This is a genomic window from Gemmatimonadaceae bacterium (assembly GCA_020852815.1).
Classification (GTDB): domain Bacteria; phylum Gemmatimonadota; class Gemmatimonadetes; order Gemmatimonadales; family Gemmatimonadaceae; genus SCN-70-22.
The window spans coordinates 88,422-111,399 of the sequence record JADZAN010000001.1 but is presented as its reverse complement, the minus strand read 5'-3'; the positions used below and the strand labels follow the sequence as shown (position 1 = coordinate 111,399).

Genomic DNA, 22,978 nt, shown 5'->3' with positions numbered 1-22,978 from the left:
ATGAACAAGAAGACCATTCGCGACCTGCCCGACGCCCAGCTCAAGGGGCGTCGGGTCCTGGTGCGCGTCGACTTCAACGTCCCGCTCGACGACGCGGGCAACGTTACGGACGACACGCGCATCGTCGCCGCGCTCCCGACGCTCGAGTATCTCGCCGAGCGAGGGGCGCGCGTCGTCCTCCTCTCGCACCTCGGGCGCCCCAAGGGTGGCCCCGATCCCAAATACTCGCTTGCCCCGGCGGCCAGGCAACTGGCGAGGCGGACGCGATTCACGGTTCGCTTCCACGCCTCGTCGGCCGACGACAGTGCGGTGGCCGCGACGCAGGCGTTAGGCGACGGCGAGATACTTCTCCTCGAGAACACGCGCTTCCACAAGGGCGAGGAGAAGAACGACGACGCGCTCTCGCAGGCGTTCGCCAGGCTCGGCGACCTCTATGTCAACGACGCCTTCGGGTCGGCGCATCGCGCGCATTCGTCCACCGCCGGCGTGACCGCCTACCTCAAACCCGCGGTTGCCGGCTTCCTGATGGAGAAGGAACTCGACTACCTCGGAACAGCGGTGGCGGAGCCCAGGCGGCCGTTCATCGCCATCCTCGGCGGCGCCAAGGTGTCGGGCAAGATCGACGTGATCGAGGCGCTCCTTCCCAAGGTGGACGGGCTCCTGATCGGTGGCGCCATGGCCTGCACCTTCTTCAAGGCGATGGGGCTCGAGACGGGCACGTCGCTCGTCGAGCCCGATCGGGTCGAACTCGCCGCGTCGCTGGTGGAGCGCGCCGGCTACAGGCTCACCCTCCCGCACGACGCGGTGGTCTCCACCGCCATCGACAACGGCGCAGCGGCGCACGCCACCAAACGAGACGCCATCCCGGCCAACGAGGCCATGTACGACATCGGGCCGGAAACGATGGAGTCGTACGCGCGCGCCATCCGGTCGGCCAAGACGGTGCTCTGGAACGGACCCATGGGGGTCTTCGAGAATCCCCCGTTCGACCAGGGGACGCTGGCAATCGCCAAGGCCATGGCCGAAGCGACGAAGAACGGCGCCACGACCATCGTGGGCGGCGGTGATTCCGCCGCGGCGGTCGCGGAAGCCGGGTTGGAGTCAGCGATGAGTCACGTCTCGACCGGTGGCGGCGCCTCGCTGGAGTTCCTCGAAGGAAAGTTGCTCCCTGGAGTCGACGCGCTGGACGACAAGTGAGGCCCATGCAGCACCCTGTCTTTGCCGCCAACTGGAAGATGAACCATGGCCCGAGCGATGCCCGGGCCTTCTTGCGCTCGTTCCTGGCGCACTACGCACGACGCACCGACCGGCAGGTCATCTTCTTCCCACCCGCGGTCACGCTGACCACGGTGCTGGAGATGCTCAAGGATCGGCAGGACATCCTGGTTGGTGTGCAGAACATCTACTGGGAAGACAAGGGCGCCTTCACCGGCGAACTCTCGGCGGGAATGGCGCGCGACGCCGGCGCCACCTGTGTCCTGGTCGGGCATTCGGAGCGCCGGCACGTCTTCGGCGAGACCGACGAGGAGACGGCCAGGAAGGTCGCCGCCGCGGTCAAGGCAGGGCTCGCCCCCGTGCTGTGCGTGGGAGAGACGCTGGCGCAGCGCGAGTCGGGAGAGACCGAGACGGTCGTCCTGCGGCAGCTGCGCGCGGGGATCTCGCTCATCGAACCGAATCAGGTGGCGGGAATGCTGATCGCCTACGAGCCGGTGTGGGCCATCGGGACCGGGCGCACGGCGACGCCGGACGACGCGTCGGCGATCCACCTGCTCATCCGTCAGGACCTGGTCGGGCTGCTGGGAGAGCGGGCCAAGGCGATCCCGATTCTCTATGGCGGGAGCGCGAACCGGGGCAACGCCGCGGCCCTGCTCGACGCCAGCGAGGTGGATGGGTTGCTGGTGGGCGGCGCTTCGCTGGATGCCGAAGGATGGTCGTCCATCGTTCGCACTTGATTCATGTCTGTAAGTGGTTCAATATTCCGTGCTTAGCACGAACGAGCCCCTTTCAGCGCCGCGCGCATGTACACCTTTCTCCTGATCATCCTCATCCTCGTCAGCTTCGCCGTGATCACGGCGATTCTCCTGCAGTCGGGGAAGGGAGGCGGCCTCGCCGCTTCTTTCGGCGGAACGTCGTCCTCGTCCGACTCGCTCATCGGGTCGCGACAGGCCGGCAACCTCCTCACGAAGGTGAGTTGGTGGGGGGGCGGCGTCTTCCTGCTCCTGGCGTTCGTGTTGCAGCTGATGTCGGTGCGTACGCGCGTGCCGAAGTCGGTGCTCGACACGCCGCTGTCGGGCGCGGCGCCCACCGCGCCGGCCACGAAGAACCAGGCTCCGGCCACCGCGCCCGTCGTTCCGCTGGAGAAGGCGCCGGCCACGCCGGCCCCAGCCCCGTCGACTCCGAAGCAGTAGTTCACTCCGCGACGTGACCGCTCACGCAGACCTTCCAGGGTTCCTCCTCCTCGAGGACGGAACCCTTTTTCACGGGCGACTGGCAGCGCCCGCCCCGGTGACCGTTGCCGAAGTCGTGTTCACCACGAACATGACTGGCTACCAGGAGACGTTCTCCGACCCGTCCTATCGCGGGCAGATCGTGGTCATGACGGCCCCGATGATCGGCAACTACGGCGTCAACGCCGAAGACCCCGAGTCGGGGCGTCCGCAGGTGGCGGCGGTCGTGGTGCGGGAGCTCTCGCGCACCTTCTCGAACTGGCGCGCGAGCGGTGATCTGCGCTCGTGGTTAGGCAACGCGGGGGTCCCGATCCTCGAGGGGATCGACACGCGCCGGCTCACCAAGCACCTGCGCTCGGCGGGCGTCATGCGTGGCGTCATTGGCGCCGGTGAGGCGGCCACGGCCGAGGCGCAGTCGGCGCTCGATGCCTGCCCGTCGATGGAAGGGCTCGACCTGGCGTCGGTCGTGACCACCGATAGGGTCTATCACTGGGGGGCGGAGAACGCCCCGTATCACATCGTCGCTTACGACTTCGGGATCAAGCGCAACATCCTCCGACTGTTCGAGGCGCACGGCTGCCGCATCACCGTGGTCCCCAGCACGACCTCGGCGGCCGAGGTGCTCGCGCTCAAGCCGCACGGCGTCTTTTTCTCCAACGGCCCCGGCGATCCGGCCGCCGTCGCCTACGCCCCGGCGGCGATCCGGAGCATTGGTGAGGCGGGAGTGCCGGTGTTCGGGATTTGCCTTGGGCACCAACTCATCGGCCTCAGCTTTGGCGGCTCGACGGTGAAGCTCCCGTTCGGGCATCGCGGGGGGAACCAGCCGGTGAAGGAGCTCGCGACGGGCCGCGTCCTCATCACGTCGCAGAACCACGGCTTCGCCGTCCAGGGCGACGAGCGCGAGATCCCGGGGGCGCCGGAACTCGAGGTGACCCACATCAACCTCAACGACGGAACGGTCGAGGGGTTGCGGCATCGCACGCTGCCGATCTTCTCGGTGCAGTATCATCCGGAGGCTGCGCCGGGGCCGCATGACGCCCGTCCGCTGTTCCGGCAGTTCATCAATGCGGTGAGAGGAGAGGTCGGGCGAAGTGGTCCAAACGCTTGACACACAATAGCTAAGCGTTCTATGTTCGACCAAACTTTCGAGCCTTCGGACCTCGTCCTGTTCGAGATTACGCAATGACCAAAGCCGACCTCGTCGAGCGCGTCACGCAGCAGATTTCCCGCACGGCCGGGCCGATGATCTCGAAGAAGGACTGCGCGCGCGTGGTCGATTCGTTCCTCGAGGCGATCAAGGAAGCGCTGCAGGCCCAGAAGAACATCGAGGTTCGGGGCTTCGGCACGTTCAAGATTCGGCACCGCAAGACCCGCATGGCGCGTAACCCGCGAACCGGCTCTCCCGTCGAGGTCTCGGCCCGCCCGGTCCCCGTCTTCAAGCCGTCCAAGGAGCTGCGTGCGATGGTCGCCGATCTCGAGCCGCTCGATGGCGCAGACCTGGACGATTGGGATGACGATCATGAGGAGGAGATGAGCGAGGCGTGAGCCTCGTGTCATCGCGGCAATCTCGAGGCAGCATTGACGCCCCGCCGGCCCAGCCGGATGGGGCGTTTTCACGTGCGGCCGCACCCCCCGGCCACGGTTGCGTGGCGCTGCCCCCGGGCTAGTCTTCCCTCGTATGCCAACGGTCAGGGTTCTCCTGTTCGCGTCGTACGCCGAGGCGTTCGGCGCGTCGGCAATCGACGTCGAAATCGCCCCCACGGCGCGCGTTCGTGACGTGCTGGCGTCGGTGCGCGCGCGCGCCACGACCGCGAAGCTCCCGCCGCAACCGCTCGTCGCGGTCAACGAGAGCTACGCCTCCCTCGACGACGCGGTGAGCGAGCGCGATGAGGTGGCGATCATCCCTCCGGTGGCCGGGGGCTGATGCGCGCGGCGTTGGTGCACGGTGCCATCGACGCGGCCGCCCTGCTGGCCGAGGTGAACGCCCCCTCGTCAGGGGCATCGACCCTTTTTGTCGGCACCGTGCGGGAAGTGAACGAGGGTAGGGATGTGGCGGGGATCGACTACTCGGCCTATGAGACGATGGCGCAACGCGAATTGGACGCGATCGCGCGCGAGACCTGTGAAGCGTTCGCGACCGAGCACGTGGTGATCGAGCACCGCCTGGGCTACCTGGCGCTCACCGAGGCGAGCGTGGCGATTGCCATATCGCACCCTCACCGCGGGGCGGCGATGGACGCGATGCGCTACGCCATCGAGGAGCTCAAGCGCCGCGTCCCCATCTGGAAGCGCGAGCACTACGTGGATGGCACGCGCGAATGGGTCGATCCCACGCGGTCGGGGGGCACAGCGCGCGCGGGGGAATCGGTGATCACGGGTGCACCGCAGGAGGGGCGCGCATGAGCGGGCTCGTGCTGCAAGACCAGTTTGGGCGCGGCATCGAATACCTGCGCATCTCGGTCACCGATCGCTGCAACTTCCGGTGCCTGTACTGCATGCCGCTGGAAGGGCTGGAGTGGCTTCCGAAGCGAGACATCCTCTCGTACGAGGAGATTGCCGAGGTTGTGCGCCAGCTTGCCCCGCTGGGGCTGCGGCGGCTGCGCATCACGGGGGGCGAGCCGACCATTCGCCCCGAACTCCCCACGTTGGTGGGGATGCTCAAGGCAGTCCCGCACATCGAGGACATCGCGCTCTCGACCAACGGCGTGCGCCTGCCGCAGCTGGCGCCGGCGCTGGCGGCGGCGGGGCTCGACCGCGTGAACATGAGCGCCGACTCGTTGCAGGAGGCGCGCATTGCGGCCATCGCGCGACGGAACCTCGGACTCTCGCCGGTGGACGCGGCGCGTGCGGCGGAGGCGGCGGGGCTCTCGCCCATCAAGATCAACATGGTCGTCATGCGGGGGATCAACGACGACGAGGTCGTGGACTTCGCGCGCCTGGCGCTCGACCATCCGTGGCACGTGCGCTTCATCGAGCTGATGCCGGTGGGCGACATGCGGGAGCTCACGTGGGAGCACGTGGTGCCCAGCGAGGAAATCCTGCAGCGCCTCTCGGCGCTGGGTCCCCTAACGAGCGACGCGGGCCCTCGCGGCAACGGCCCCGCGCAGTACTACCGGATCAACGGGTCGCCGGGGACGGTGGGGGTGATCACGCCGATGACGCACACCTACTGCGGCGCGTGCAACCGGGTGCGCCTAACGGCAGATGGCCGGCTGCGGACGTGCCTGTACGGCGACCACGAGGTGAACCTGCGCGATCCGTTGCGTCGCGGCGAGGCGCTGGAGCCGCTCTTCCGGCAGGCGCTGGCCGAGAAGCCCAAGGAGCATCAGTTGCTGCAGATGCAGGTGGGCGGCTTGCGCGCGTTGTCGCAGGTGGGCGGGTAGCCGGCGAGGGGCGGGAGAGGGGCGGTGGGCGGGGGTGCGGATGAGGGCGTTGAAGGGGCGGAGCGCGCGGGCTAGCTTGGATTCATCCGTTCACCGATCCTTTCACACGATCCGATACATGGTCAACAAGATCACGGTCGTCGGCGCTGGCAATGTGGGTGCAACCGCCGCGCAGCGACTGGCCGAAAAGGAACTCGCCAAGCAGGTCGTCCTCGTGGACATCGCCGAGGGCATTCCGCAGGGCAAGGGGCTCGACCAATGGCAGTCGGCGCCCATCGAGCTGTACGACACGCGCATCGTCGGGACCAACGGGTACGACGAGACGGTCGACTCCGACATCGTGGTGATCACCGCCGGCATTGCCCGCAAGCCGGGGATGTCGCGCGATGACCTCATGAACACGAACGCGGGGATCGTGAAGTCGGTGGCGGAGAGCGTGGCGCGCACCTCGCCTAACGCGATCCTCATCATCGTCTCGAACCCGCTCGACGTGATGTGCCACGTGGCCAAGAAGGCGTCGGGCTTCCCGCGCGAGCGCGTGCTGGGGATGGCGGGGGTGCTGGACACGGCGCGTTATCGTGCATTCCTGGCCGAGGCGCTCGACATTTCGGTGCGTGACATCCAGGCCATGGTGCTGGGTGGGCACGGCGACACGATGGTCCCGCTCATCTCGTACACGACGGTCAGCGGCATCCCCATCACGCAGCTGATGGCGCGCGACGTCCTCGACAAGATCGTGGACCGCACGCGCAACGGCGGCGCGGAGATCGTGTCCTACCTCAAGACCGGCTCGGCGTACTACGCCCCGTCGGCCGGGGCGGTGCAGATGGTGGAGGCCATCGTGCAGGACCAGAAGCGCATCCTGCCGTGCGCCGCGTGGCTCGAGGGCGAGTACGGGATGTCGGGGCTCTTCCTTGGCGTGCCGTGCAAGCTTGGGCGCAAGGGGCTGGAGCAGGTGATCGAGGTCGAACTCACGAGCGCCGAGCGCGTGGCGTTAGGCAAGAGCGCGGACGCCGTGCGAGAGCCGATGGCCAAGCTCGCCTGACCGAGGACGTGCACGGGGCGCGCGGATTGCGCGCCCCGTTTGCCTCCCCACTCCTTCCTTCCCCCTACACCTCGTGCCCCATGGCAACAGCAGCGATGCCGGCGAGTAGCGGCGAGCGGGTATCGGCGAGTCGCGTGAAACGCTTCTGGGATTCCAGCGTCGGCAAGAAGGTCGTGATGGCCGTGACCGGGATCATCGGGATCGGCTTCGTCGTTGGCCACATGGCCGGCAACCTCCAGATGTTCAAGGGGACGGGCGCGGCGCAGGCCATGCACGACTACGCCCTCCTCCTGCGCAAGACCGGCGGCCTTCTCTGGCTCATCCGCGGGGCGCTGGTGACCGCGGTCGCCTTGCACGTGACGGCGGCTCTGCAGCTGACGGCGCGCAACCGTGCGGCGCGCCCGGTTCCCTACGGCAGCAAGAAGGCGCAGGTGGCCACGCTCGCCTCGCGCACCATGCGCGTGGGCGGCGTCATCCTCCTGGCCTTCATCGTCTTCCATATCGCCGACATGACGTTCGGCCTGGGCGTCCCGGGCTTCCGTCACCTCGACCCGTACAACAACCTGCGCAGCGGCTTCTCGCGCCCCTGGGCGGTGGCCTTCTACCTCCTGGCGATGGCCTCGCTCGGGTTGCACCTGTTCCACGGCGCGTGGGCATCGCTGCGCACGCTGGGGGCGCGACGCCCCTCGGCCAATCCCCTCCATCGCAACCTGGCGATCGTCATCGCCGTCGTGGTGGCGATCGGATTCGCGGCCGTGCCCATCGGCGCGGCCCTCGGCATGTTCACCGATGATACGCCGGTGATGGACGAATCCCCGACCGTACGGGCGGCGAACGCCGCCGCCACCCCGGTTGCCTCGCTCACGACGGGAGGCGCACGCTGATGGAACTCAAGTCGAACATCCCCGACGGCCCGCTGAGCGGGAAGTGGGACAAGCACAAGTTCGAGATGAAGCTCGTGAACCCCGCCAACAAGCGGAAATACCACGTCCTCGTGGTGGGGTCGGGACTGGCGGGCGCGGCGGCCGCGGCGTCGATGTCGGAGCTGGGCTACAACGTCTCGTGCTTCTGCTTCCAGGACTCGCCACGAAGAGCGCACTCGATCGCCGCGCAGGGCGGGATCAACGCGGCCAAGAACTACCAGAACGACGGCGACTCGATCCAGCGCCTGTTCTACGACACCGTGAAGGGGGGTGACTTCCGGGCGCGTGAGGCCAACGTGTATCGCCTGGCGCAGATCTCGGTCAACATCATCGACCAGTGCGTGGCGCAGGGCGTCCCGTTCGCGCGCGAATACGGCGGCCTCCTCGCCAACCGGTCGTTTGGCGGCGCGCAGGTGTCGCGCACGTTCTACGCGCGCGGCCAGACCGGGCAGCAGCTCTTGTTAGGCGCCTACCAGGCGCTGGAGAAGGAGATCGCCAAGGGCGGCGTGACGATGCACGCCCGCACCGAGATGCTCGACCTGGTCGTCGTCGACGGTCGCGCGCGCGGGATCGTCACCCGCAACCTGGTCACGGGCAAGATCGAGACGCACCTGGGCGACGCGGTGGTGCTGGCCACGGGCGGCTACGGCAACGTCTTCTACCTGTCGACCAACGCCAAGGGGTGCAACACCACCGCCATCTGGCGGGCCTACAAGCGCGGTGCCGCCTTCGGCAACCCGTGCTACACGCAGATCCACCCCACGTGCATCCCGCAGAGCGGTGAGTACCAGTCCAAGCTCACGCTCATGTCGGAGTCGCTGCGCAACGACGGGCGCGTGTGGGTCCCGAAAAAGCAGGGCGACACGCGCAACCCCAACGACATCCCGGACGCCGAGCGTGATTACTACCTCGAGCGGAAGTACCCGTCGTTCGGCAACCTCTCGCCGCGCGACATTGCGTCGCGCGCGGCCAAGGAGGCCTGCGACAGCGGGCGCGGCGTGGGGCCGGGTGGGCTCGGCGTGTACCTCGACTTCCGCGACGCCATCAAGCGACTGGGGCGCGACCGCATCGAGGAACGCTACGGGAACCTGTTCCAGATGTACGAGCGCATCACCGACGAAGACCCGTACACCGTCCCGATGCGCATCTACCCCGCCGTGCACTACACGATGGGCGGGCTCTGGGTCGACTACAACCTGCAGAGCACCATTCCCGGATTGCACGTGCTGGGGGAGGCCAACTTCTCGGACCACGGCGCCAACCGGCTGGGCGCGAGCGCGCTGATGCAGGGGCTCGCCGATGGCTACTTCGTGATTCCGTACACCATTGGCAACTACCTCGCCGGTCACAAGCTGGAGCCGCTGTCGAGGGACAACCCCGAGGTGCGTGCGGTCGAGCGCGAGGTGGAGGAGCGCACCAGGCGCCTGCTGGGAATCCGTGGCAAGCGAAGCGTGCAGTCGTTCCACCGCGAGCTGGGCAAGATCATGTGGGAGAAGTGCGGGATGGCCCGCAATGCCCAGGGGCTCGAGGAGGCGCTGGGAAAGATCCCGTCGCTGCGCGAGGAATTCTGGGAGAACCTGCACGTCCCCGGGGGCGGCGAGGAACTGAACCAGTCGCTGGAGCAGGCCGGGCGCGTCGCCGACTTTCTCGAGTTAGGGGAGCTGATGTGCCGCGACGCGCTGCACCGCGAGGAGTCGTGCGGCGGCCACTTCCGCACCGAGCACCAGACCGAGGACGGCGAGGCCAAGCGCAACGACGAGCAGTTTGCCTACGTCGCGGCCTGGGAATATGCCGGGGAAGGGAAGGCGCCGATCCTCAACAAGGAGCCGCTCGTCTTCGACAACGTGCACCTGGCGACGAGGTCCTACAAATGAACGGCCACCCTCGTCTTCTCGTCGTCCCGTCCTCTCGTCTTCTGTCCCCATGAACGTGACCCTCAAGGTGTGGCGGCAGTCCGGTCCCACCGCCACCGGCCAGTTTGTCGAGTACAAGGCGAACGACGTCACCGCGGAGATGTCGTTCCTCGAGATGCTCGATGTCGTCAACGAGGACCTGACCAACAAGGGCGAGCAGCCCATCGCCTTCGACCACGACTGCCGCGAGGGGATCTGCGGCATGTGCGGGTTGGTGATCAACGGCGTGGCGCACGGCCCGCAGAAGGCCACCACGACGTGCCAGCTGCACATGCGCACCTTCCGCAACGGCGACACCATCACCATCGAGCCGTGGCGGGCGCAGGCATTCCCGGTGCTGCGCGATCTCTGCGTCGATCGCAGCTCCCTCGACCGGATCATCCAGGCCGGCGGCTACGTCTCCGTGTCGACGGGGAATGCCCCCGACGGCAACGCGCTCCCCGTGCCCAAGCCCGATGCCGACTCGGCCATGGATGCGGCGGCATGCATCGGGTGCGGGGCATGCGTCGCCGCCTGCCCCAACGGGAGCGCGTCGCTCTTCACGGCCGCCAAGATCTCGCACCTGGGGCACCTCCCGCAGGGGCAGCCTGAGCGCTATCGGCGGGCGCTGAAGATGGTGGCGCAGATGGACCTCGAGGACTTCGGCGGTTGTACGTTGTTCGGCGAGTGCCAGGCAGCGTGCCCGAAGGAGATCTCCATCGACACCATCGCCCGCATGAACCGCGACTACATCTTCGGGAGCGCGTTCGAGGTCGAGGAGCGGAAGTCAGCGGGGGGTGCGGGCTAGCCTGACGCTCGCGGCTGGCGCCATGCCTGACGAGTGACCTCACGAGGCGCCTGACGCGTAGCCTGACGAGCGTTGTGCGCGCGGCGGCGCGCGCGACCCGCCACGCGGAAGACGGAACCGGCGGCGTCCCTGATGGGGGCGTCGCCGGTTCTCGTGCTGCCATGCTTCCCGCCGAGCACGACCGCCAACTACAACCTGGGGAGCGTGACGCCCTGCTGCCCCTGGTACTTGCCGGCCTTGTCCTTGTAGGAGACGAGCGGCGGTTCGCCCTTGAAGAAGAGGACCTGCGCGATCCCCTCATTGGCGTAGATCCTGGCGGGAAGCGGCGTGGTGTTGGAGATCTCCAGCGTGACGTGCCCTTCCCATTCCGGTTCGAACGGCGTGACGTTGGTGATGATGCCGCAGCGGGCGTAGGTCGATTTGCCGACCGTGATCGTCACCACGTCGCGCGGGATGCGGAAGTACTCGACCGAGCGCGCGAGGGCGAAGGAATTGGGGGGGACGATGCAGACGTCGCCCTCGAACTCGACGAATGACTTGGGATCGAAGGCCTTGGGATCGACTACCGAGTTCAGGACGTTGGTAAAGATGCGAAACTCGCGTGCCACGCGCATGTCGTAGCCATACGAGCTCACGCCATACGAGATGACCCCGGATCGCACCTGGCTCGACTCGAATGGTTCGATCATGCCGTGTTGCGTGGCCATCTCCGTGATCCACCGATCGTTCTGAATCGACATGCCGGGTACTCCGCGGGTGCGTAGGGGTGAACGGGGGGCGTGAACAACCACACGCCCGCGCTTCGTGCGTGAAGCGGGCGCGTCGTCGCGAGTGGGACCGATCGGTGCAAACTCGGGCGTGGGAAAGCTAACGACGACGGTGCGCGCGGGGGATGCGAACGGCGCGCGGTGCGTGCGGTGCGCGGGCGGTTGCTCGGTCGGTTGCCGGGCGCTTCGCGGTCGGTTGCGGGGCGGTGGGCGGGTGGGGTGGTTGGAATCGTGGTACAAGGCGAAGAATGCGCACAACTCGCTCGCACGACGCGGTTTATCTCCGTTGACACCCTCCTACCCTGTCGGGTAGGTTACCCGCGCTGAACACGTGAAATGTTTCACGAACTTCGAGGCGCGTTGGGAGCGAAATGGATCGCACGTACCTGCCCGTCCTGCTGCTGCTCGGATTCGTCGCGCTGAACGCCGTCCTGATCATCGCGCTGTCGACGCTGGTCATGAAGCGTCGCCCGACGCCGGTCAAGGACACGCCGTACGAGTCCGGCATTCCGCCGTTGGGGGACGCGCGCGAGCGCTTCTCGGTCAAGTTCTACATGGTGGCGATGTTGTTCATCATCTTCGACATCGAAACCGTGTTCATGATCCCCTGGGGGGTCTACTATCGACAGCTCTCCTGCGGCGTGGCGCTCGTCAACAACGCCTGTCCGGCGGGGAACATCTCGTTCTTCGGGCTCGGCGAGATGCTGGTCTTCATGGCCATCCTCGTCGTCGGCTTCGTCTACGTCTGGAAGAAGGGAGCGTTGCAATGGGATTAGCCCCTCGCCCTGAGCCGAACGTCGTCAGCTACGATCCGCAGTCGCAGGAAGGGTGGATCACGACCCGGCTCGACATGCTGGTCAACTGGGGGCGCGCCAACTCGCTGTGGCCCATGCCGTTCGGCACCGCGTGCTGCGCCATCGAGTTCATGGCTTCGGCGGCGTCGCGTTTCGACCTCGCGCGCTTCGGCATGGAGCGCATGTCGTTCTCGCCTCGTCAGGCGGATGTTCTCATCTGCGCCGGCCGCGTCCCGTTCAAGCTGGCGCCCGTCCTGCGGCGCATCTACCAGCAGATGCCGCAGCCCAAGTGGGTCATCTCGATGGGGGCGTGCGCGTCGTCGGGCGGGATGTTCGACACCTACGCCGTGGCGCAGGGGATCGACACCATCATCCCGGTCGACGTCTACGTCCCGGGGTGCCCGCCGCGCCCGGAAGGGCTCATGTACGGCATCATGATGCTGCAGGAGAAGGTGAAGCGTGAGCGCATGAGCAACGACGCGCTGCGCGAGGAACTGGAGCCGGATCCCAAGAGCGACCTGTACATCCCGCCCTCGGTCATCGACGAGCTGTCGGAACCGTTCGGCAATTCGGTTCACCAAACGCGGTCGGGGCTGTGAGCGCTCCCTTCACGATCATCCATGCGGGCCAGGCGGCGAGCGACGCGAGCGCCCCGCGCACTCCCGTCGGCCTTGCGCATCGCGGCGGCGCCACGAACCCGAGCGCCGGGGCCATCGAGGCCCGCTTTGCGCAGCACTTCGTCAGGGTCGAGGTGCTCTGGGGCGACACCACCGTCTACGTGAAGCCGGAGGGTGCGCTCGAGGTGATGCGCTGGCTGCACGACGACGTCTCGCAGCAGTACGACTACCTCGTGGACGTGACGGCGGTCGAGTACCGCGACCTCGAGTTGCCGCTGCAAGTGGTGTGGCACCTGCGCTCGATCCCGTACCGGCGCTTCCTGCGCGTCAAGGCGGAACTTCCCAAGGGGGGACCGCTCAAGGTTCCGAGCGTGGAGCCGGTGTGGAAGGGGGCCGATTGGCTGGAGCGCGAGTGCTACGACATGTTCGGCATCGTCTTCGAGGGGCACCCGGACCTGCGCCGCATCCTCATGTGGGAGCAGTATCGCGAAGGCTTCCCGCTGCGGAAGGACTTCCCGCTGCGCGGACGCTTCTCGCGGGCCGAGCAGCTGCGCCAGGCGCTGACGGCCAATCCTGAGGCGAGATACTCGATGGAAGAGCTCAGCATCGCCGACGCGTTCGAGGACCTGCCGGGCGAGATGCGGCAGCGCCTGACGAGTGGCGAACGGACGGGAGAATAGCCGTGGCCACGAAGCGAACGATCGAAGTCGCGCTGTCGACCACGGGGCTGGACGCCGAGGGGCGTCCGCAGCGCGTGCCGCTCGTGGTGAACGACGGCGGGCAGGTGACGACGCTGGAGCCGCCGCCGGCGCTGGAGCCGGAGCTCGAGGGTGAGCACATGCTCATCAACATCGGGCCGCAGCATCCGGCGACGCACGGGGTGTTGCGCCTGGTGCTGGAACTGGACGGCGAGACGGTGGTGCGGTGCATTCCGCACATCGGCTACCTGCACTGCGGCTTCGAGAAGATCGGCGAGTACCGCCAGTACAACCAGATCATCCCCTGGACCGACCGCGAGGACTACCTCAACTCCCCGGGGAACAACATCGCCTTCTCGTTAGGTGCGGAGCGGCTGTTCGGCGTCGAGATCACGGAGCGCTGCACGGTGCTGCGGGTGATCGCGCTGGAGCTGTCGCGCATCATCTCGCACCTGGTGTGGGTGGGAACGACGTGCATCGACATCGGCGCGTTCACGCCGTTCCTGTGGGCGTTCCAGGAGCGCGAGAACATCTACAACCTGCTCGAGGGGTGGGTGGGGGCGCGCCTGACCACGAGCATCTCGCGCGTGGGCGGGATGGCGGCCGACATTCCCGACGGCTGGATGGACGGGCTCAAGGGATTCCTGCGCACCTTCCCCAAGACGATCGCCGAAGTCGACAAGATGGTGACGCGCCACGGCATCTGGGTGGGGCGCACGGTCGGCTTAGGGGTGATGTCGCCGGCTGAGGCGCTCAACTACGGGCTCTCGGGCCCGATGGTGCGCGCGTCCGGCGTGTCGTGGGACATCCGGCGCGACTTCCCGTACCTCGGCTACGAGACGTACGACTTCGACGTGCCGGTGGGGGTGCATGGCGACGTGTACGATCGCTTCCTCGTCCGCATGGAGGAGATGCGCCAGTCGGTGCGCATCCTCGAGCAGGCGGTGCAGCGCCTCCCCGACGGCCCGCTCAACGTCGACGACCCGCGCCTCATCCTCCCGCCAAAGCACAAGGCGACGAGCGAGATGGAGTCGATGATCCATCACTTCAAGGTCGTCATGGAAGGGCCGCGCCCGCCGGCGGGCGAGGTCTACGTCCCCGTCGAGGGGCCGAAGGGAGAGAAGGGCTACTACTTCGTGTCCGACGGGACGGCCAAGCCGGTGCGCTGGCGCATCCGCCCGCCGGCCTTCGTGAACCTGAGCGCAATCCCGAAGATGGTGGAGGGGCACCTCCTCTCCGACGTCATCGCGATCAATGCGAGCATCGATATCGTCATGGGTGAGATCGACCGATGAGTCACGGACCTTCAGCAGCCGGCGGTGCCGTCCTCAAGGCGGGGCATGGCCATCACGACGAGCCGCACGTCCCCGTCTTTGTCGGCGACACCCGGGCGAAGCTCGATGATCTCCTCACGCGCTATCCCTCCAAGCAGGCGGCGCTGCTCCCCGCGCTGTGGATGTTGCAGCAGGCGCGCGGCTGGGTGAGCGAGGCGGGGATGGCGGAGATCGCATCGCTGCTGGACATCACGCCCGCGTACGTGAAGGGGGTGGTGAGCTTCTACACCATGTACCACCAGCACCCGGTGGGGAAGTACTTCATCCAGGTGTGCACTACCTCGCCCTGTCACGTGTGTGGCGCCGAGGACGTGGTGAAGGCCTTCCTCGACCAGACCGGCTGCGGCGAGTTGGGGGTCACGTCGCTCGACGGTCGCTACACCGTCATCGAGGTCGAGTGCCTCGGCGCCTGCGGCTTCGCCACGCCCATCATGGTCAACGAGGACTTCCTCGAATCGGTCACCCCCGAGAACGTCTCCGACGTGCTCAAGAAGTACCAGTAGCCACGCGTCTTCTCGTCCTCTCGTCCTCTCGTCTTCCCGAAGCACATGGGTTACCCGCACCAACCACATCCCCGCGAGACCCTCGTCCTGTCGAAGCACTTCGGCGAGGGGGACGCCCGGTCGCTCGACGGGTGGAAGAAGCGCGGCGGTTACAAGGCGCTGGAGACGGCGTTAGGCATGGACCCGGTCGCGATCCAGAACGTCGTGAAGGAATCGGGGCTGCGCGGGCGTGGCGGCGCCGGGTTCCCCACGGGGCTCAAGTGGTCGTTCATGAAGATCGGCGACGGCAAGCCGCACTACCTGTGCTGCAACGCCGACGAGTCCGAGCCCGGAACGTTCAAGGACCGCGAGATCATGCGCTGGACGCCGCACGCCCTCATCGAGGGGGTGGCGATCGGCGCCCACGCGATCGGCGCCGAGAACGCCTACATCTACATCCGCGGCGAGTTCACCGAACCGATCGCGGTGATGGAGGCGGCGCTTGTCGAGGCGCGCAACGCCGGTGTGGTCGGGAAGAACGCGATGGGGTCGGGCAAGACGGTGAACGTCTGGGTGCATCGTGGCGCGGGGGCCTACATCTGCGGGGAAGAAACCGCGTTGATGAACTCGATCGAGGGGCGACGCGGCAACCCGCGCATCAAGCCGCCCTTCCCGGCAGTCGCTGGTTTGTTCGGCAAGCCGACGACGATCAACAACGTCGAGACGCTCACCGCGGTGCCGCACATCCTGAACCACGGCGCCGACTGGTACAAGAAGATGTCGCGCCCCGACAACCCCAAGTCGACGGGGACCAAGCTCTGGAGCGTGTGCGGCAACATTCAGCGCCCGGGGAACTACGAAGTGGAGATGGGCTTCCCGTTCGGGGAGTTCCTCAACGACGTCTGCGGCGGCGCGCCCCAGGGGCGCACCATCAAGGCGGTGATCCCCGGCGGCTGCTCGGTCCCGATCATCACGCGCGAGGAGGCCGAGCGTGCGGTGATGGACTACGAAGGAATGATGGCCGTCGGGACGATGCTCGGCTCCGCCGGCTGCATCGTGATCGATAGCGCGCAGTCGATGCCCAGGCAGATTGCACGCCTCGCGCGCTTCTACGCGCACGAGAGCTGCGCGCAATGCACGCAGTGCCGCGAAGGGACTGCGTGGACCACCAAGATCCTCGAGCGCATCGTCGCTGGCGACGGGACGGCCGAGGACCTCGATACGCTCCTGGAGATCGGCGAGAACATGACCGGGAAGACGATCTGCGTGCTGAGCGACTCGTGCGCCACGCCGGTGTCGTCGGGGCTCGCGAAGTTCCGCCATGAGTTCGAAGCCCTCATCAAGACCAAGACCGTGCACGCCGTCCCCGCCGTGGTGGCCTGATGGCAGACACTCCGACAGTCAACCTCACCATCGAAGGGCGCCCAGTCGCCGTCGCCCCGGGGACCACGATCCTCGAGGCAGCGAAGTCGGCAGGGGTCCTCATCCCGCACTACTGCTACCACCCGGGACTTCCCGTGGCCGGCGTGTGCCGCATGTGCCTCGTGGAAGTCGAGAAGTTCCCCAAGCTCGCCCCGTCGTGCGCGACGGCGGTGGCCGAGGGACAGGTGGTGCACGTGCACTCCGAGAAGGCGCGCGAGGCACGCAAGGGCGTCCTCGAGATGCTCCTCATCAACCACCCGCTCGACTGCCCCATCTGCGACCAGTCGGGCGAGTGCGAGCTGCAGGACTACACGTACCAGGAAGGGCGCAAGGACTCGCGCTACCGCGAGCCCAAGCGCTTCAATCCGGCCGATGACTTCGGTGGCGACGTCCTCTACGTGCAGAATCGCTGCATCCTGTGCACGCGCTGCGTTCGCTTCATGGACGACGTGGCGCATGACGCGGTGCTCAATGTCAGCGAGCGCGGCGACCGCGCCTTCATCGGGAAGTTCGAGGGGAAGGACCTCACGCACCCGTGGGCGGCCAACGTCGTCGACCTGTGCCCGGTGGGCGCGCTCCTCTCCAAGGACTTCCTCAACAAGGCGCGCGCCTGGGAGCTGGACCGGACGGCGTCTGTCTGCACCGGTTGCTCGCAGGGATGCAACATCATCGTCGAGACGCGGGACAACACGGTGATGCGCCTGCGTCCGCGCTCCAATGAGAGCGTGAACCAGTTCTTCATGTGCGACCACGGGCGCGGTAACTACCGCTGGCTCAACCGGCGTGACCGGCTCGAGTCGCCCAGCATCCTTGGCGCGAACGGGCACTCGACGGTGGACTGGGAGGTGGCGCTCGAGGGCGCGGCACGCGTGCTGAAGGGGAAGCGCGTCTTTGTCCTCGCATCGCCCAACCTTTCCAACGAGGCGCTGTACCTGCTGGCACGCATCGTCCGCAAGTCGGGGGGTGTGGGCGCGTATCGCGTACCGCAGGGCGCCGTTGCGCCGCTCCCCGGCGTGGACGATCTCGCGCTGCGCGCCGATCGTGCGGCGAATGCGACGGGGGCCAAGCTCCTGGGCTTCACGCGCTCCGAGTCGCCGCTCGAACTCATGCAGCCCGGCGATGCCCTCATCGTGGCCGACCAGGACTTGTCCGAGGCGGAGGGAGCGGCGGTGGCCAGGGCCTCGGCGATCGTGGTGGTGGGGACGGCGATGCCGGCCAACCTCACCAGGGCCGACATCATCCTTCCCATCGCCAACATCGTGGAGGAGGAAGGGACGCTGACCAACCTGCGCGGGCGCGTGCAGCGCTTCCTGCAGGCCAAGGCAACGCCGGGAATGGCGCGCCCGAGCTGGTATGTCCTCGCCGACCTGCTGGCCGCGTTAGGCGAGCGGGCCGAGTACTTTGCCGCGGCCGATGCCTTTGCCGCGCTCGCGGCGAGCGAACCGGCCTTCGCCGGCCTCTCGTTCGAGGCGCTCGGGTTGCGCGGCCTCCCGGTCGTCGACGCGGCACAGTTCGCGGGAGCGGCGACATGAGCGTGCTCCACACACTTCCGGCGCTGTTGCAGGTGGCGGTCGATCGCCAGGCCCCGCTCGACTTCTGGCCCTGGTTCTTCGTCACGCTGCTCAAGTTGCTCGTCTTCTTCACGCTGTACCTGGTGATCGTCGCCTATTCCACGCTGGCCGAGCGCAAGATCTCGGCGTGGATCCAGGGGCGGCACGGTCCCAATCGCGTCGGGCCGCGCGGGTACTTCCAGCCGCTGGCCGACGGCGTGAAGAACTTCATGAAGGAAGAGACGCTGCCGCCGCACGTGAACAAGGCGGTGTTCATCATCGCGCCGATGCTCTCGTTCATTCCGGCGCTGCTGGTGTGGGCCATCATCCCGTGGGGAGCGGCTTATGCCTCGCCGTTGGGGCGCATCGACATGGTCCTCGCCGACCTCCCGATCGGCTTCCTGTTCATCCTCGCGATCGGATCGCTGGGGGTGTACGGCATCGTGCTGGCCGGATGGGGCTCCAACAACAAGTACGCGCTCCTTGGCGGGCTGCGCTCGAGCGCGCAGATGATCTCGTACGAGATCTCGATGGGGATGTCGCTGATCCCCGTCCTGCTGATTGCGGGCAACGTGACGCTGCGGACGATCGTGAACCAGCAGGCCGAGATGCATGCCTGGAACGTGATCACGCTCTCCGTGGCGTTTGTCACCTACCTCATCTCTGCCTTCGCCGAGACGAACCGTCTGCCGTTCGACCTCCCCGAGGCGGAGTCGGAGCTGGTGACCGGGTACCACACCGAGTACTCGGCCATGAAGTTCTCGATGTTCATGATCTCCGAGTACGCCAACATGCTGACGCAGTCGGCGATGCTGGCGACGCTGTTCCTTGGCGGGTGGGACATTCCCTTCATGACCGCCGACAACACGGGGGCAGTGAGCGGGCCGCTGGTGCTGCTCTCCGTGGGGATCATGATGGCGAAGACGCTGTTCTTCATGTTCTTCTACATCTGGATCCGCTGGACGCTGCCGCGCTTCCGCTACGACCAGCTCATGTCGTTAGGGTGGAAGCTCCTCCTGCCGCTGGCGCTGGCGTACATCGTGATCGTGGCGACGCTGATGCTGGTGCTCGATGCCGCCGGCATCCCGCGGGGTTTTGCGTACGCGGGGATCTTCCTGGCGGTGAACGCGGTGATCCTCTTCGTGGCGTTCTGGCGCTTCGATCGCGGCCGCGTGTTGAGCCCGGCCTTCGGGCGCGCCTCGGCTGAGGAACTGGCCAGGCTGCGCGGCGCCGCGGCGGCTCGCGCGCATCTCTCGACCCAGGCAGGCGACTAATGGCCATCAACACCAAGGTCGTGGACCGTCCCCTCGCGGAGACGAGCTACGTCCGGGCGACGCTGAAGGGGCTGGGCAACACCTTCAAGCACCTCATCGATCCGCACAAGGTGACGACGCAGTATCCCGAGCAGCGCGAGAGCATCTCGCCGCGCTGGCGCGGGACGCACCGCATGCTCACCACCGAGGATGGCAAGGCGAAGTGCGTGGCGTGCGGCCTGTGTCCCACGGTTTGTCCGGCCAACTGCATCAAGCTGGTGCCGGGCGAGGATGAGCAGGGCAATCGCTATCCGCTGGTGTTCGAGATCGACGAGTTCCGATGCATCTTCTGCGGATACTGCCAGGAAGTGTGTCCGGAGGAGGCGATCCACCTCGGACGTCACTACGAGAACTCAGAGTACTCGCGCGAGGGCTTTGTCTACGACCTCGAGCGCCTGATGGCCCAGACGCACCCGGTGTGCGAGATGTGGGACCCGGCCGACCCCAAGGGCGAGTAATGCCGAACTTCTTCTACGAACTTCATTTCTACTTCTTCGGGTTGCTCGCGATTGCCTCGGCGCTCGCGTTCGTGACCCGCAAGAGCCCGGTGTCGGCGGCGCTGTGGCTGGTACAGACCATGTTCTGCCTGGCGGCGCTGTACGTGATGATGGACGCGCACTTCATCGGTGCGATCCAGGTCCTCGTCTACGCCGGCGCGATCATGGTCGTCTTTCTCTTCGTCGTCATGCTGCTCAACCTCGGGCATCCGGACGAACTCTCGGACCTGCGCGGCAAGTGGGGGCGCCTCGCCGCGGGACTCCTGGGGATCGCGCTCCTCGCGCAGATCGCGGCCCTGCTTCGCGCGCCGCCGCAGGGTGCGCTGGTCCAGAACCAGTTCCAGCGCGCGGAGAACACGGAGGGACTGAATGCGGTAGCGGCGGTTGCCAAGCCGCTGTTCGCCGACAACCTCCTCGCCTTCGAGCTGACGAGCATCCTCCTGCTGGTCGCCATCGTCGGCGCAGTCGTCCTGGGGAAGCGGAGGAGCCACGCATGATGGTCAACGAAGCGCTTGCGCTCTCGGCGGTGCTGTTCACCATCGGGGTGATCGGCGTCCTCACGCGCCGCAACGCAATCATCATCTTCATGTGCGTCGAGCTGATGCTCAACGCCGTCAACCTGTCGTTTGTCGCCTTCTCGAGGCTGTACGGGATGACAGGGCAGGTGTTCGTCGTCTTCGTCATGACCGTCGCCGCGGCTGAAGCGGCGGTGGGCCTGGCGATCATCATCTCGATCTTCCGCCATCGCCAGACGGTGGACCTCTCGAACATCAATCTCCTCAAGGGCTGATGCTCCTCTTCCAGGAAGCGGCAGCCGCCGGAGCGCACCCATTGGCCGGAACCGCGGCCGAGTGGATCTGGCTCGTCCCGATCCTCCCGCTCATCGGCTTCATCATCAATGGCCTCCTGTCGCTGACGAGCGTGGCGAAGGTAGGGCCCGGCAATCCCACGGAATACCACGCGCACCACGACGATCACGGGGCGCACGGCGACCACGGATCTCACGGGGCGCACGCCGACGACGAGCACGGGCACGGTGATCATCACGCCCCGCCGCGGCACAAGTATGCGGGGATCGTGAGCATCGTGGGGCCGGCGGTCCTCGCGCTGTCGTTCGCGCTGACGGCGACGATCTTCTTCGCGCTCAAGGGGGCGCACGCCGAGCATCCGTTCGTGAAGACGATGTTCACGTGGATGGCGGTGGGGAACCTGCACGTGGACGCCGCGTTCCAGGTGGACCAGCTCTCGATGGTGATGGCGATGGTCATCACCGGCGTGGGGACGCTGATCCACCTGTTCTCGGTAGGCTACATGCAGGACGACCCGGGGTACCCGCGCTACTTCGCGTACCTCAACCTGTTCGTCTTCTTCATGCTCGTCCTGGTGCTGGGCGCCAACTACCCGCTGCTGTTCGTCGGATGGGAAGGGGTGGGGCTCTGCTCCTACCTGCTGATTGGCTTCTGGTTCTCGGAGAAGGCCAACGCCGACGCCGGGAAGAAGGCGTTCATCGTGAATCGCATCGGCGACTTCGGTTTCCTGGTCGCGATGTTCCTGCTCTTCTCGAACCTCAAGACGCTCGACTTTGCCGGGGTGAACGCGGGGGCGCTGGCCTTTGCGCCTGGCGGCGCGCTGGTCACGGCCATCTGCCTCTTCATGTTCCTGGGGTGCACCGGCAAGAGCGCGCAGATCCCGCTCTACGTCTGGCTCCCGGACGCCATGGCGGGGCCAACGCCGGTCTCTGCGCTCATCCATGCGGCCACGATGGTGACGGCGGGCGTGTACCTGATTGCCCGCAGCGCGGTGCTCTTCTCGCTGTCGCCGGTAGCGTCGCTCACGGTGGCCCTCGTTGGCGCGCTCACCGCGATCTTCGCCGCGACCATCGGGCTCAAGCAGTGGGACATCAAGAAGGTCCTGGCCTACTCCACCGTCTCGCAGCTGGGCTACATGTTCGTGGGCGTCGGCGTGGGGGCGTACGCGGCGGGGGTCTTCCACCTGGTGACGCACGCCTTCTTCAAGGCGCTCCTCTTCCTGGGGTCGGGGTCGGTCATCTACGCGATGCACCAGGCCTATCATCACACCGGGAACCACGACGACGCGCAGGACATGCGCAACATGGGCGGGCTGCGGAAGTACATGCCCGTCACGTTCATCCTGATGTGGATTGCCACGCTGGCCATCGCCGGCATCCCGCCGTTTGCCGGTTTCTTCTCGAAGGACGAAATCCTCGGCTCGGTCTTCGCGCGCACGCATGGCTCCACGCTGGCCGAGGCAAGCTGGTTAGGCATCCCCGGGAGCGCGCTGCTGTACGCGATCTATGCGATTGGCCTGGTGTCGGCGCTCCTGACAGCGATCTACATGACGCGCATGATGCTCTACACCTTCCACGGCCCCAACCGGACCGGCGAGAAGGAGCGCGGCTTCCTGCACGAGGCGCCGTGGATCATGACCGGGCCGCTCGTCGTGCTTGGTGTCCTGTCGGCGGTGGGCGGCTGGATCAACCTCCCGACGTTTTTCCCCGCCGGGCCGGTCGCGGCGCTGCATCACTGGCTCGAGCCGGTGACCGGCGAGGCGGCGCTGCGCGTGACGCTGGGGCATGAAGCGCATCTCGAGCACTCGACCGAATACATCCTGGTCGGCATCGCGATCGCGATCGCCGTGATCGGCATCGCGTTCGCGGTGGCGCGGCTCAAGCCGGCGGCGCTGGTCCCCAAGGCGCAGTACCCGGCAGCCGAAGGCTTCGATCGCGTGCTGGAGAACAAGTACTTCGTGGACGAAGGGTACGACCGTGTCGTGGTGCAACCGCTCGTTGGGGTGTCGCGCGCCGTCCTGTGGAAGGGGATGGATGCGGGACTCATCGACGGCTTGTTCGTGAATGGGAGCGCCCAGCTCGCCCGCGGGATCGGGTGGGTGGGCTCGCGCGTGCAATCGGGGCAGGTGGGCACGTACGCCTGGGTCCTCATCATCGGCGTCGTCGCGGTACTCGGCGCTTTCTCCCTGCGATAGACC

Annotated in this window: 25 protein-coding genes; 24 read left to right on the top strand and 1 reads right to left on the bottom strand. The window is 66.9% G+C overall.

Features of this window, described 5'->3' with window-relative positions; genetic code table 11:
* The 12 genes from IT359_00535 (at position 1) to IT359_00480 (ending at position 10,498) form a co-directional block, all read left to right on the top strand.
* Positions 1 to 1,197: a phosphoglycerate kinase gene (locus IT359_00535; GenBank protein ID MCC6927448.1), complete on the top strand. Its 1,197-nt coding sequence runs from the start codon at positions 1 to 3 to the stop codon at positions 1,195 to 1,197.
* Between the two features lie 5 nt (positions 1,198 to 1,202).
* A complete protein-coding gene (locus IT359_00530; GenBank protein MCC6927447.1) occupies positions 1,203 to 1,952 on the top strand; it encodes a triose-phosphate isomerase in 750 nt (249 codons plus the stop codon).
* Positions 1,953 to 2,018: 66 nt separating this feature from the next.
* Positions 2,019 to 2,408, top strand: a complete 390-nt coding sequence (gene secG, locus IT359_00525; protein MCC6927446.1) for a preprotein translocase subunit SecG — start codon at positions 2,019 to 2,021, stop codon at positions 2,406 to 2,408.
* A 13-nt stretch (positions 2,409 to 2,421) separates the two neighbouring features.
* A complete protein-coding gene (gene carA, locus IT359_00520; GenBank protein MCC6927445.1) occupies positions 2,422 to 3,555 on the top strand; it encodes a glutamine-hydrolyzing carbamoyl-phosphate synthase small subunit in 1,134 nt (377 codons plus the stop codon).
* Between the two features lie 74 nt (positions 3,556 to 3,629).
* Positions 3,630 to 3,992, top strand: coding sequence for an integration host factor subunit beta (locus tag IT359_00515; GenBank protein ID MCC6927444.1), 363 nt, complete (start codon positions 3,630 to 3,632; stop codon positions 3,990 to 3,992).
* A gap of 133 nt (positions 3,993 to 4,125) precedes the next feature.
* On the top strand, positions 4,126 to 4,371 hold the full coding sequence (locus IT359_00510; protein MCC6927443.1) for a MoaD/ThiS family protein: 246 nt from the start codon (positions 4,126 to 4,128) through the stop codon (positions 4,369 to 4,371).
* Positions 4,371 to 4,850: a molybdenum cofactor biosynthesis protein MoaE gene (locus IT359_00505; protein ID MCC6927442.1), complete on the top strand. Its 480-nt coding sequence runs from the start codon at positions 4,371 to 4,373 to the stop codon at positions 4,848 to 4,850. Before IT359_00510 ends, IT359_00505 begins: the two co-directional genes overlap by 1 nt.
* Positions 4,847 to 5,830: a GTP 3',8-cyclase MoaA gene (moaA, locus tag IT359_00500; GenBank protein MCC6927441.1), complete on the top strand. Its 984-nt coding sequence runs from the start codon at positions 4,847 to 4,849 to the stop codon at positions 5,828 to 5,830. Before IT359_00505 ends, moaA begins: the two co-directional genes overlap by 4 nt.
* Positions 5,831 to 5,948: 118 nt before the next feature.
* Positions 5,949 to 6,875, top strand: coding sequence for a malate dehydrogenase (gene mdh / locus IT359_00495; GenBank protein ID MCC6927440.1), 927 nt, complete (start codon positions 5,949 to 5,951; stop codon positions 6,873 to 6,875).
* Between the two features lie 80 nt (positions 6,876 to 6,955).
* Positions 6,956 to 7,759, top strand: coding sequence for a succinate dehydrogenase cytochrome b subunit (locus tag IT359_00490; protein MCC6927439.1), 804 nt, complete (start codon positions 6,956 to 6,958; stop codon positions 7,757 to 7,759).
* Positions 7,756 to 9,672 (top strand): fumarate reductase/succinate dehydrogenase flavoprotein subunit, encoded by a 1,917-nt coding sequence (locus IT359_00485; protein MCC6927438.1) that lies wholly within the window; start codon positions 7,756 to 7,758, stop codon positions 9,670 to 9,672. Before IT359_00490 ends, IT359_00485 begins: the two co-directional genes overlap by 4 nt.
* Before the next feature lie 49 nt (positions 9,673 to 9,721).
* Positions 9,722 to 10,498, top strand: a complete 777-nt coding sequence (locus tag IT359_00480; protein MCC6927437.1) for a succinate dehydrogenase/fumarate reductase iron-sulfur subunit — start codon at positions 9,722 to 9,724, stop codon at positions 10,496 to 10,498.
* A gap of 188 nt (positions 10,499 to 10,686) precedes the next feature.
* On the opposite strand, the gene IT359_00475 is transcribed toward IT359_00480, so the two are convergent.
* Positions 10,687 to 11,238 (bottom strand): dCTP deaminase, encoded by a 552-nt coding sequence (locus tag IT359_00475; GenBank protein ID MCC6927436.1) that lies wholly within the window; start codon positions 11,236 to 11,238, stop codon positions 10,687 to 10,689.
* 398 nt (positions 11,239 to 11,636) lie between these two features.
* Here IT359_00475 and IT359_00470 point away from each other — a divergent pair, with 398 nt between their 5' ends.
* From IT359_00470 to nuoL, 12 genes are all read left to right on the top strand, one after another.
* Positions 11,637 to 12,041 (top strand): NADH-quinone oxidoreductase subunit A, encoded by a 405-nt coding sequence (locus IT359_00470; GenBank protein ID MCC6927435.1) that lies wholly within the window; start codon positions 11,637 to 11,639, stop codon positions 12,039 to 12,041.
* A complete protein-coding gene (gene nuoB / locus IT359_00465) occupies positions 12,032 to 12,658 on the top strand; it encodes an NADH-quinone oxidoreductase subunit NuoB (protein ID MCC6927434.1) in 627 nt (208 codons plus the stop codon). Before IT359_00470 ends, nuoB begins: the two co-directional genes overlap by 10 nt.
* Before the next feature lie 206 nt (positions 12,659 to 12,864).
* Positions 12,865 to 13,356 (top strand): NADH-quinone oxidoreductase subunit C, encoded by a 492-nt coding sequence (locus tag IT359_00460; GenBank protein ID MCC6927433.1) that lies wholly within the window; start codon positions 12,865 to 12,867, stop codon positions 13,354 to 13,356.
* Positions 13,357 to 13,514: 158 nt separating this feature from the next.
* On the top strand, positions 13,515 to 14,669 hold the full coding sequence (gene nuoD / locus IT359_00455; protein ID MCC6927432.1) for an NADH dehydrogenase (quinone) subunit D: 1,155 nt from the start codon (positions 13,515 to 13,517) through the stop codon (positions 14,667 to 14,669).
* Positions 14,666 to 15,211 carry an NAD(P)H-dependent oxidoreductase subunit E gene (locus IT359_00450; protein ID MCC6927431.1) on the top strand — a complete coding sequence of 182 codons (546 nt, stop codon included), beginning with the start codon at positions 14,666 to 14,668 and terminating at the stop codon, positions 15,209 to 15,211. The genes nuoD and IT359_00450 overlap by 4 nt, the downstream gene beginning before the upstream one ends.
* 45 nt (positions 15,212 to 15,256) lie before the next feature.
* On the top strand, positions 15,257 to 16,573 hold the full coding sequence (gene nuoF, locus IT359_00445) for an NADH-quinone oxidoreductase subunit NuoF (protein ID MCC6927430.1): 1,317 nt from the start codon (positions 15,257 to 15,259) through the stop codon (positions 16,571 to 16,573).
* Positions 16,573 to 18,144, top strand: coding sequence for a (2Fe-2S)-binding protein (locus IT359_00440; protein MCC6927429.1), 1,572 nt, complete (start codon positions 16,573 to 16,575; stop codon positions 18,142 to 18,144). Before nuoF ends, IT359_00440 begins: the two co-directional genes overlap by 1 nt.
* The gene (gene nuoH, locus IT359_00435; GenBank protein ID MCC6927428.1) at positions 18,141 to 19,436 is read left to right on the top strand and encodes an NADH-quinone oxidoreductase subunit NuoH; all 1,296 of its coding nucleotides are present in this window, start codon (positions 18,141 to 18,143) and stop codon (positions 19,434 to 19,436) included. The genes IT359_00440 and nuoH overlap by 4 nt, the downstream gene beginning before the upstream one ends.
* Positions 19,436 to 19,933 carry an NADH-quinone oxidoreductase subunit I gene (locus IT359_00430; protein MCC6927427.1) on the top strand — a complete coding sequence of 166 codons (498 nt, stop codon included), beginning with the start codon at positions 19,436 to 19,438 and terminating at the stop codon, positions 19,931 to 19,933. The genes nuoH and IT359_00430 overlap by 1 nt, the downstream gene beginning before the upstream one ends.
* Positions 19,933 to 20,469, top strand: coding sequence for an NADH-quinone oxidoreductase subunit J (locus IT359_00425; GenBank protein ID MCC6927426.1), 537 nt, complete (start codon positions 19,933 to 19,935; stop codon positions 20,467 to 20,469). Before IT359_00430 ends, IT359_00425 begins: the two co-directional genes overlap by 1 nt.
* Positions 20,466 to 20,762: an NADH-quinone oxidoreductase subunit NuoK gene (nuoK, locus tag IT359_00420; GenBank protein ID MCC6927425.1), complete on the top strand. Its 297-nt coding sequence runs from the start codon at positions 20,466 to 20,468 to the stop codon at positions 20,760 to 20,762. Before IT359_00425 ends, nuoK begins: the two co-directional genes overlap by 4 nt.
* Positions 20,762 to 22,975, top strand: coding sequence for an NADH-quinone oxidoreductase subunit L (gene nuoL / locus IT359_00415; GenBank protein MCC6927424.1), 2,214 nt, complete (start codon positions 20,762 to 20,764; stop codon positions 22,973 to 22,975). The genes nuoK and nuoL overlap by 1 nt, the downstream gene beginning before the upstream one ends.
* The last annotated feature ends 3 nt before the right edge of the window (positions 22,976 to 22,978 follow it).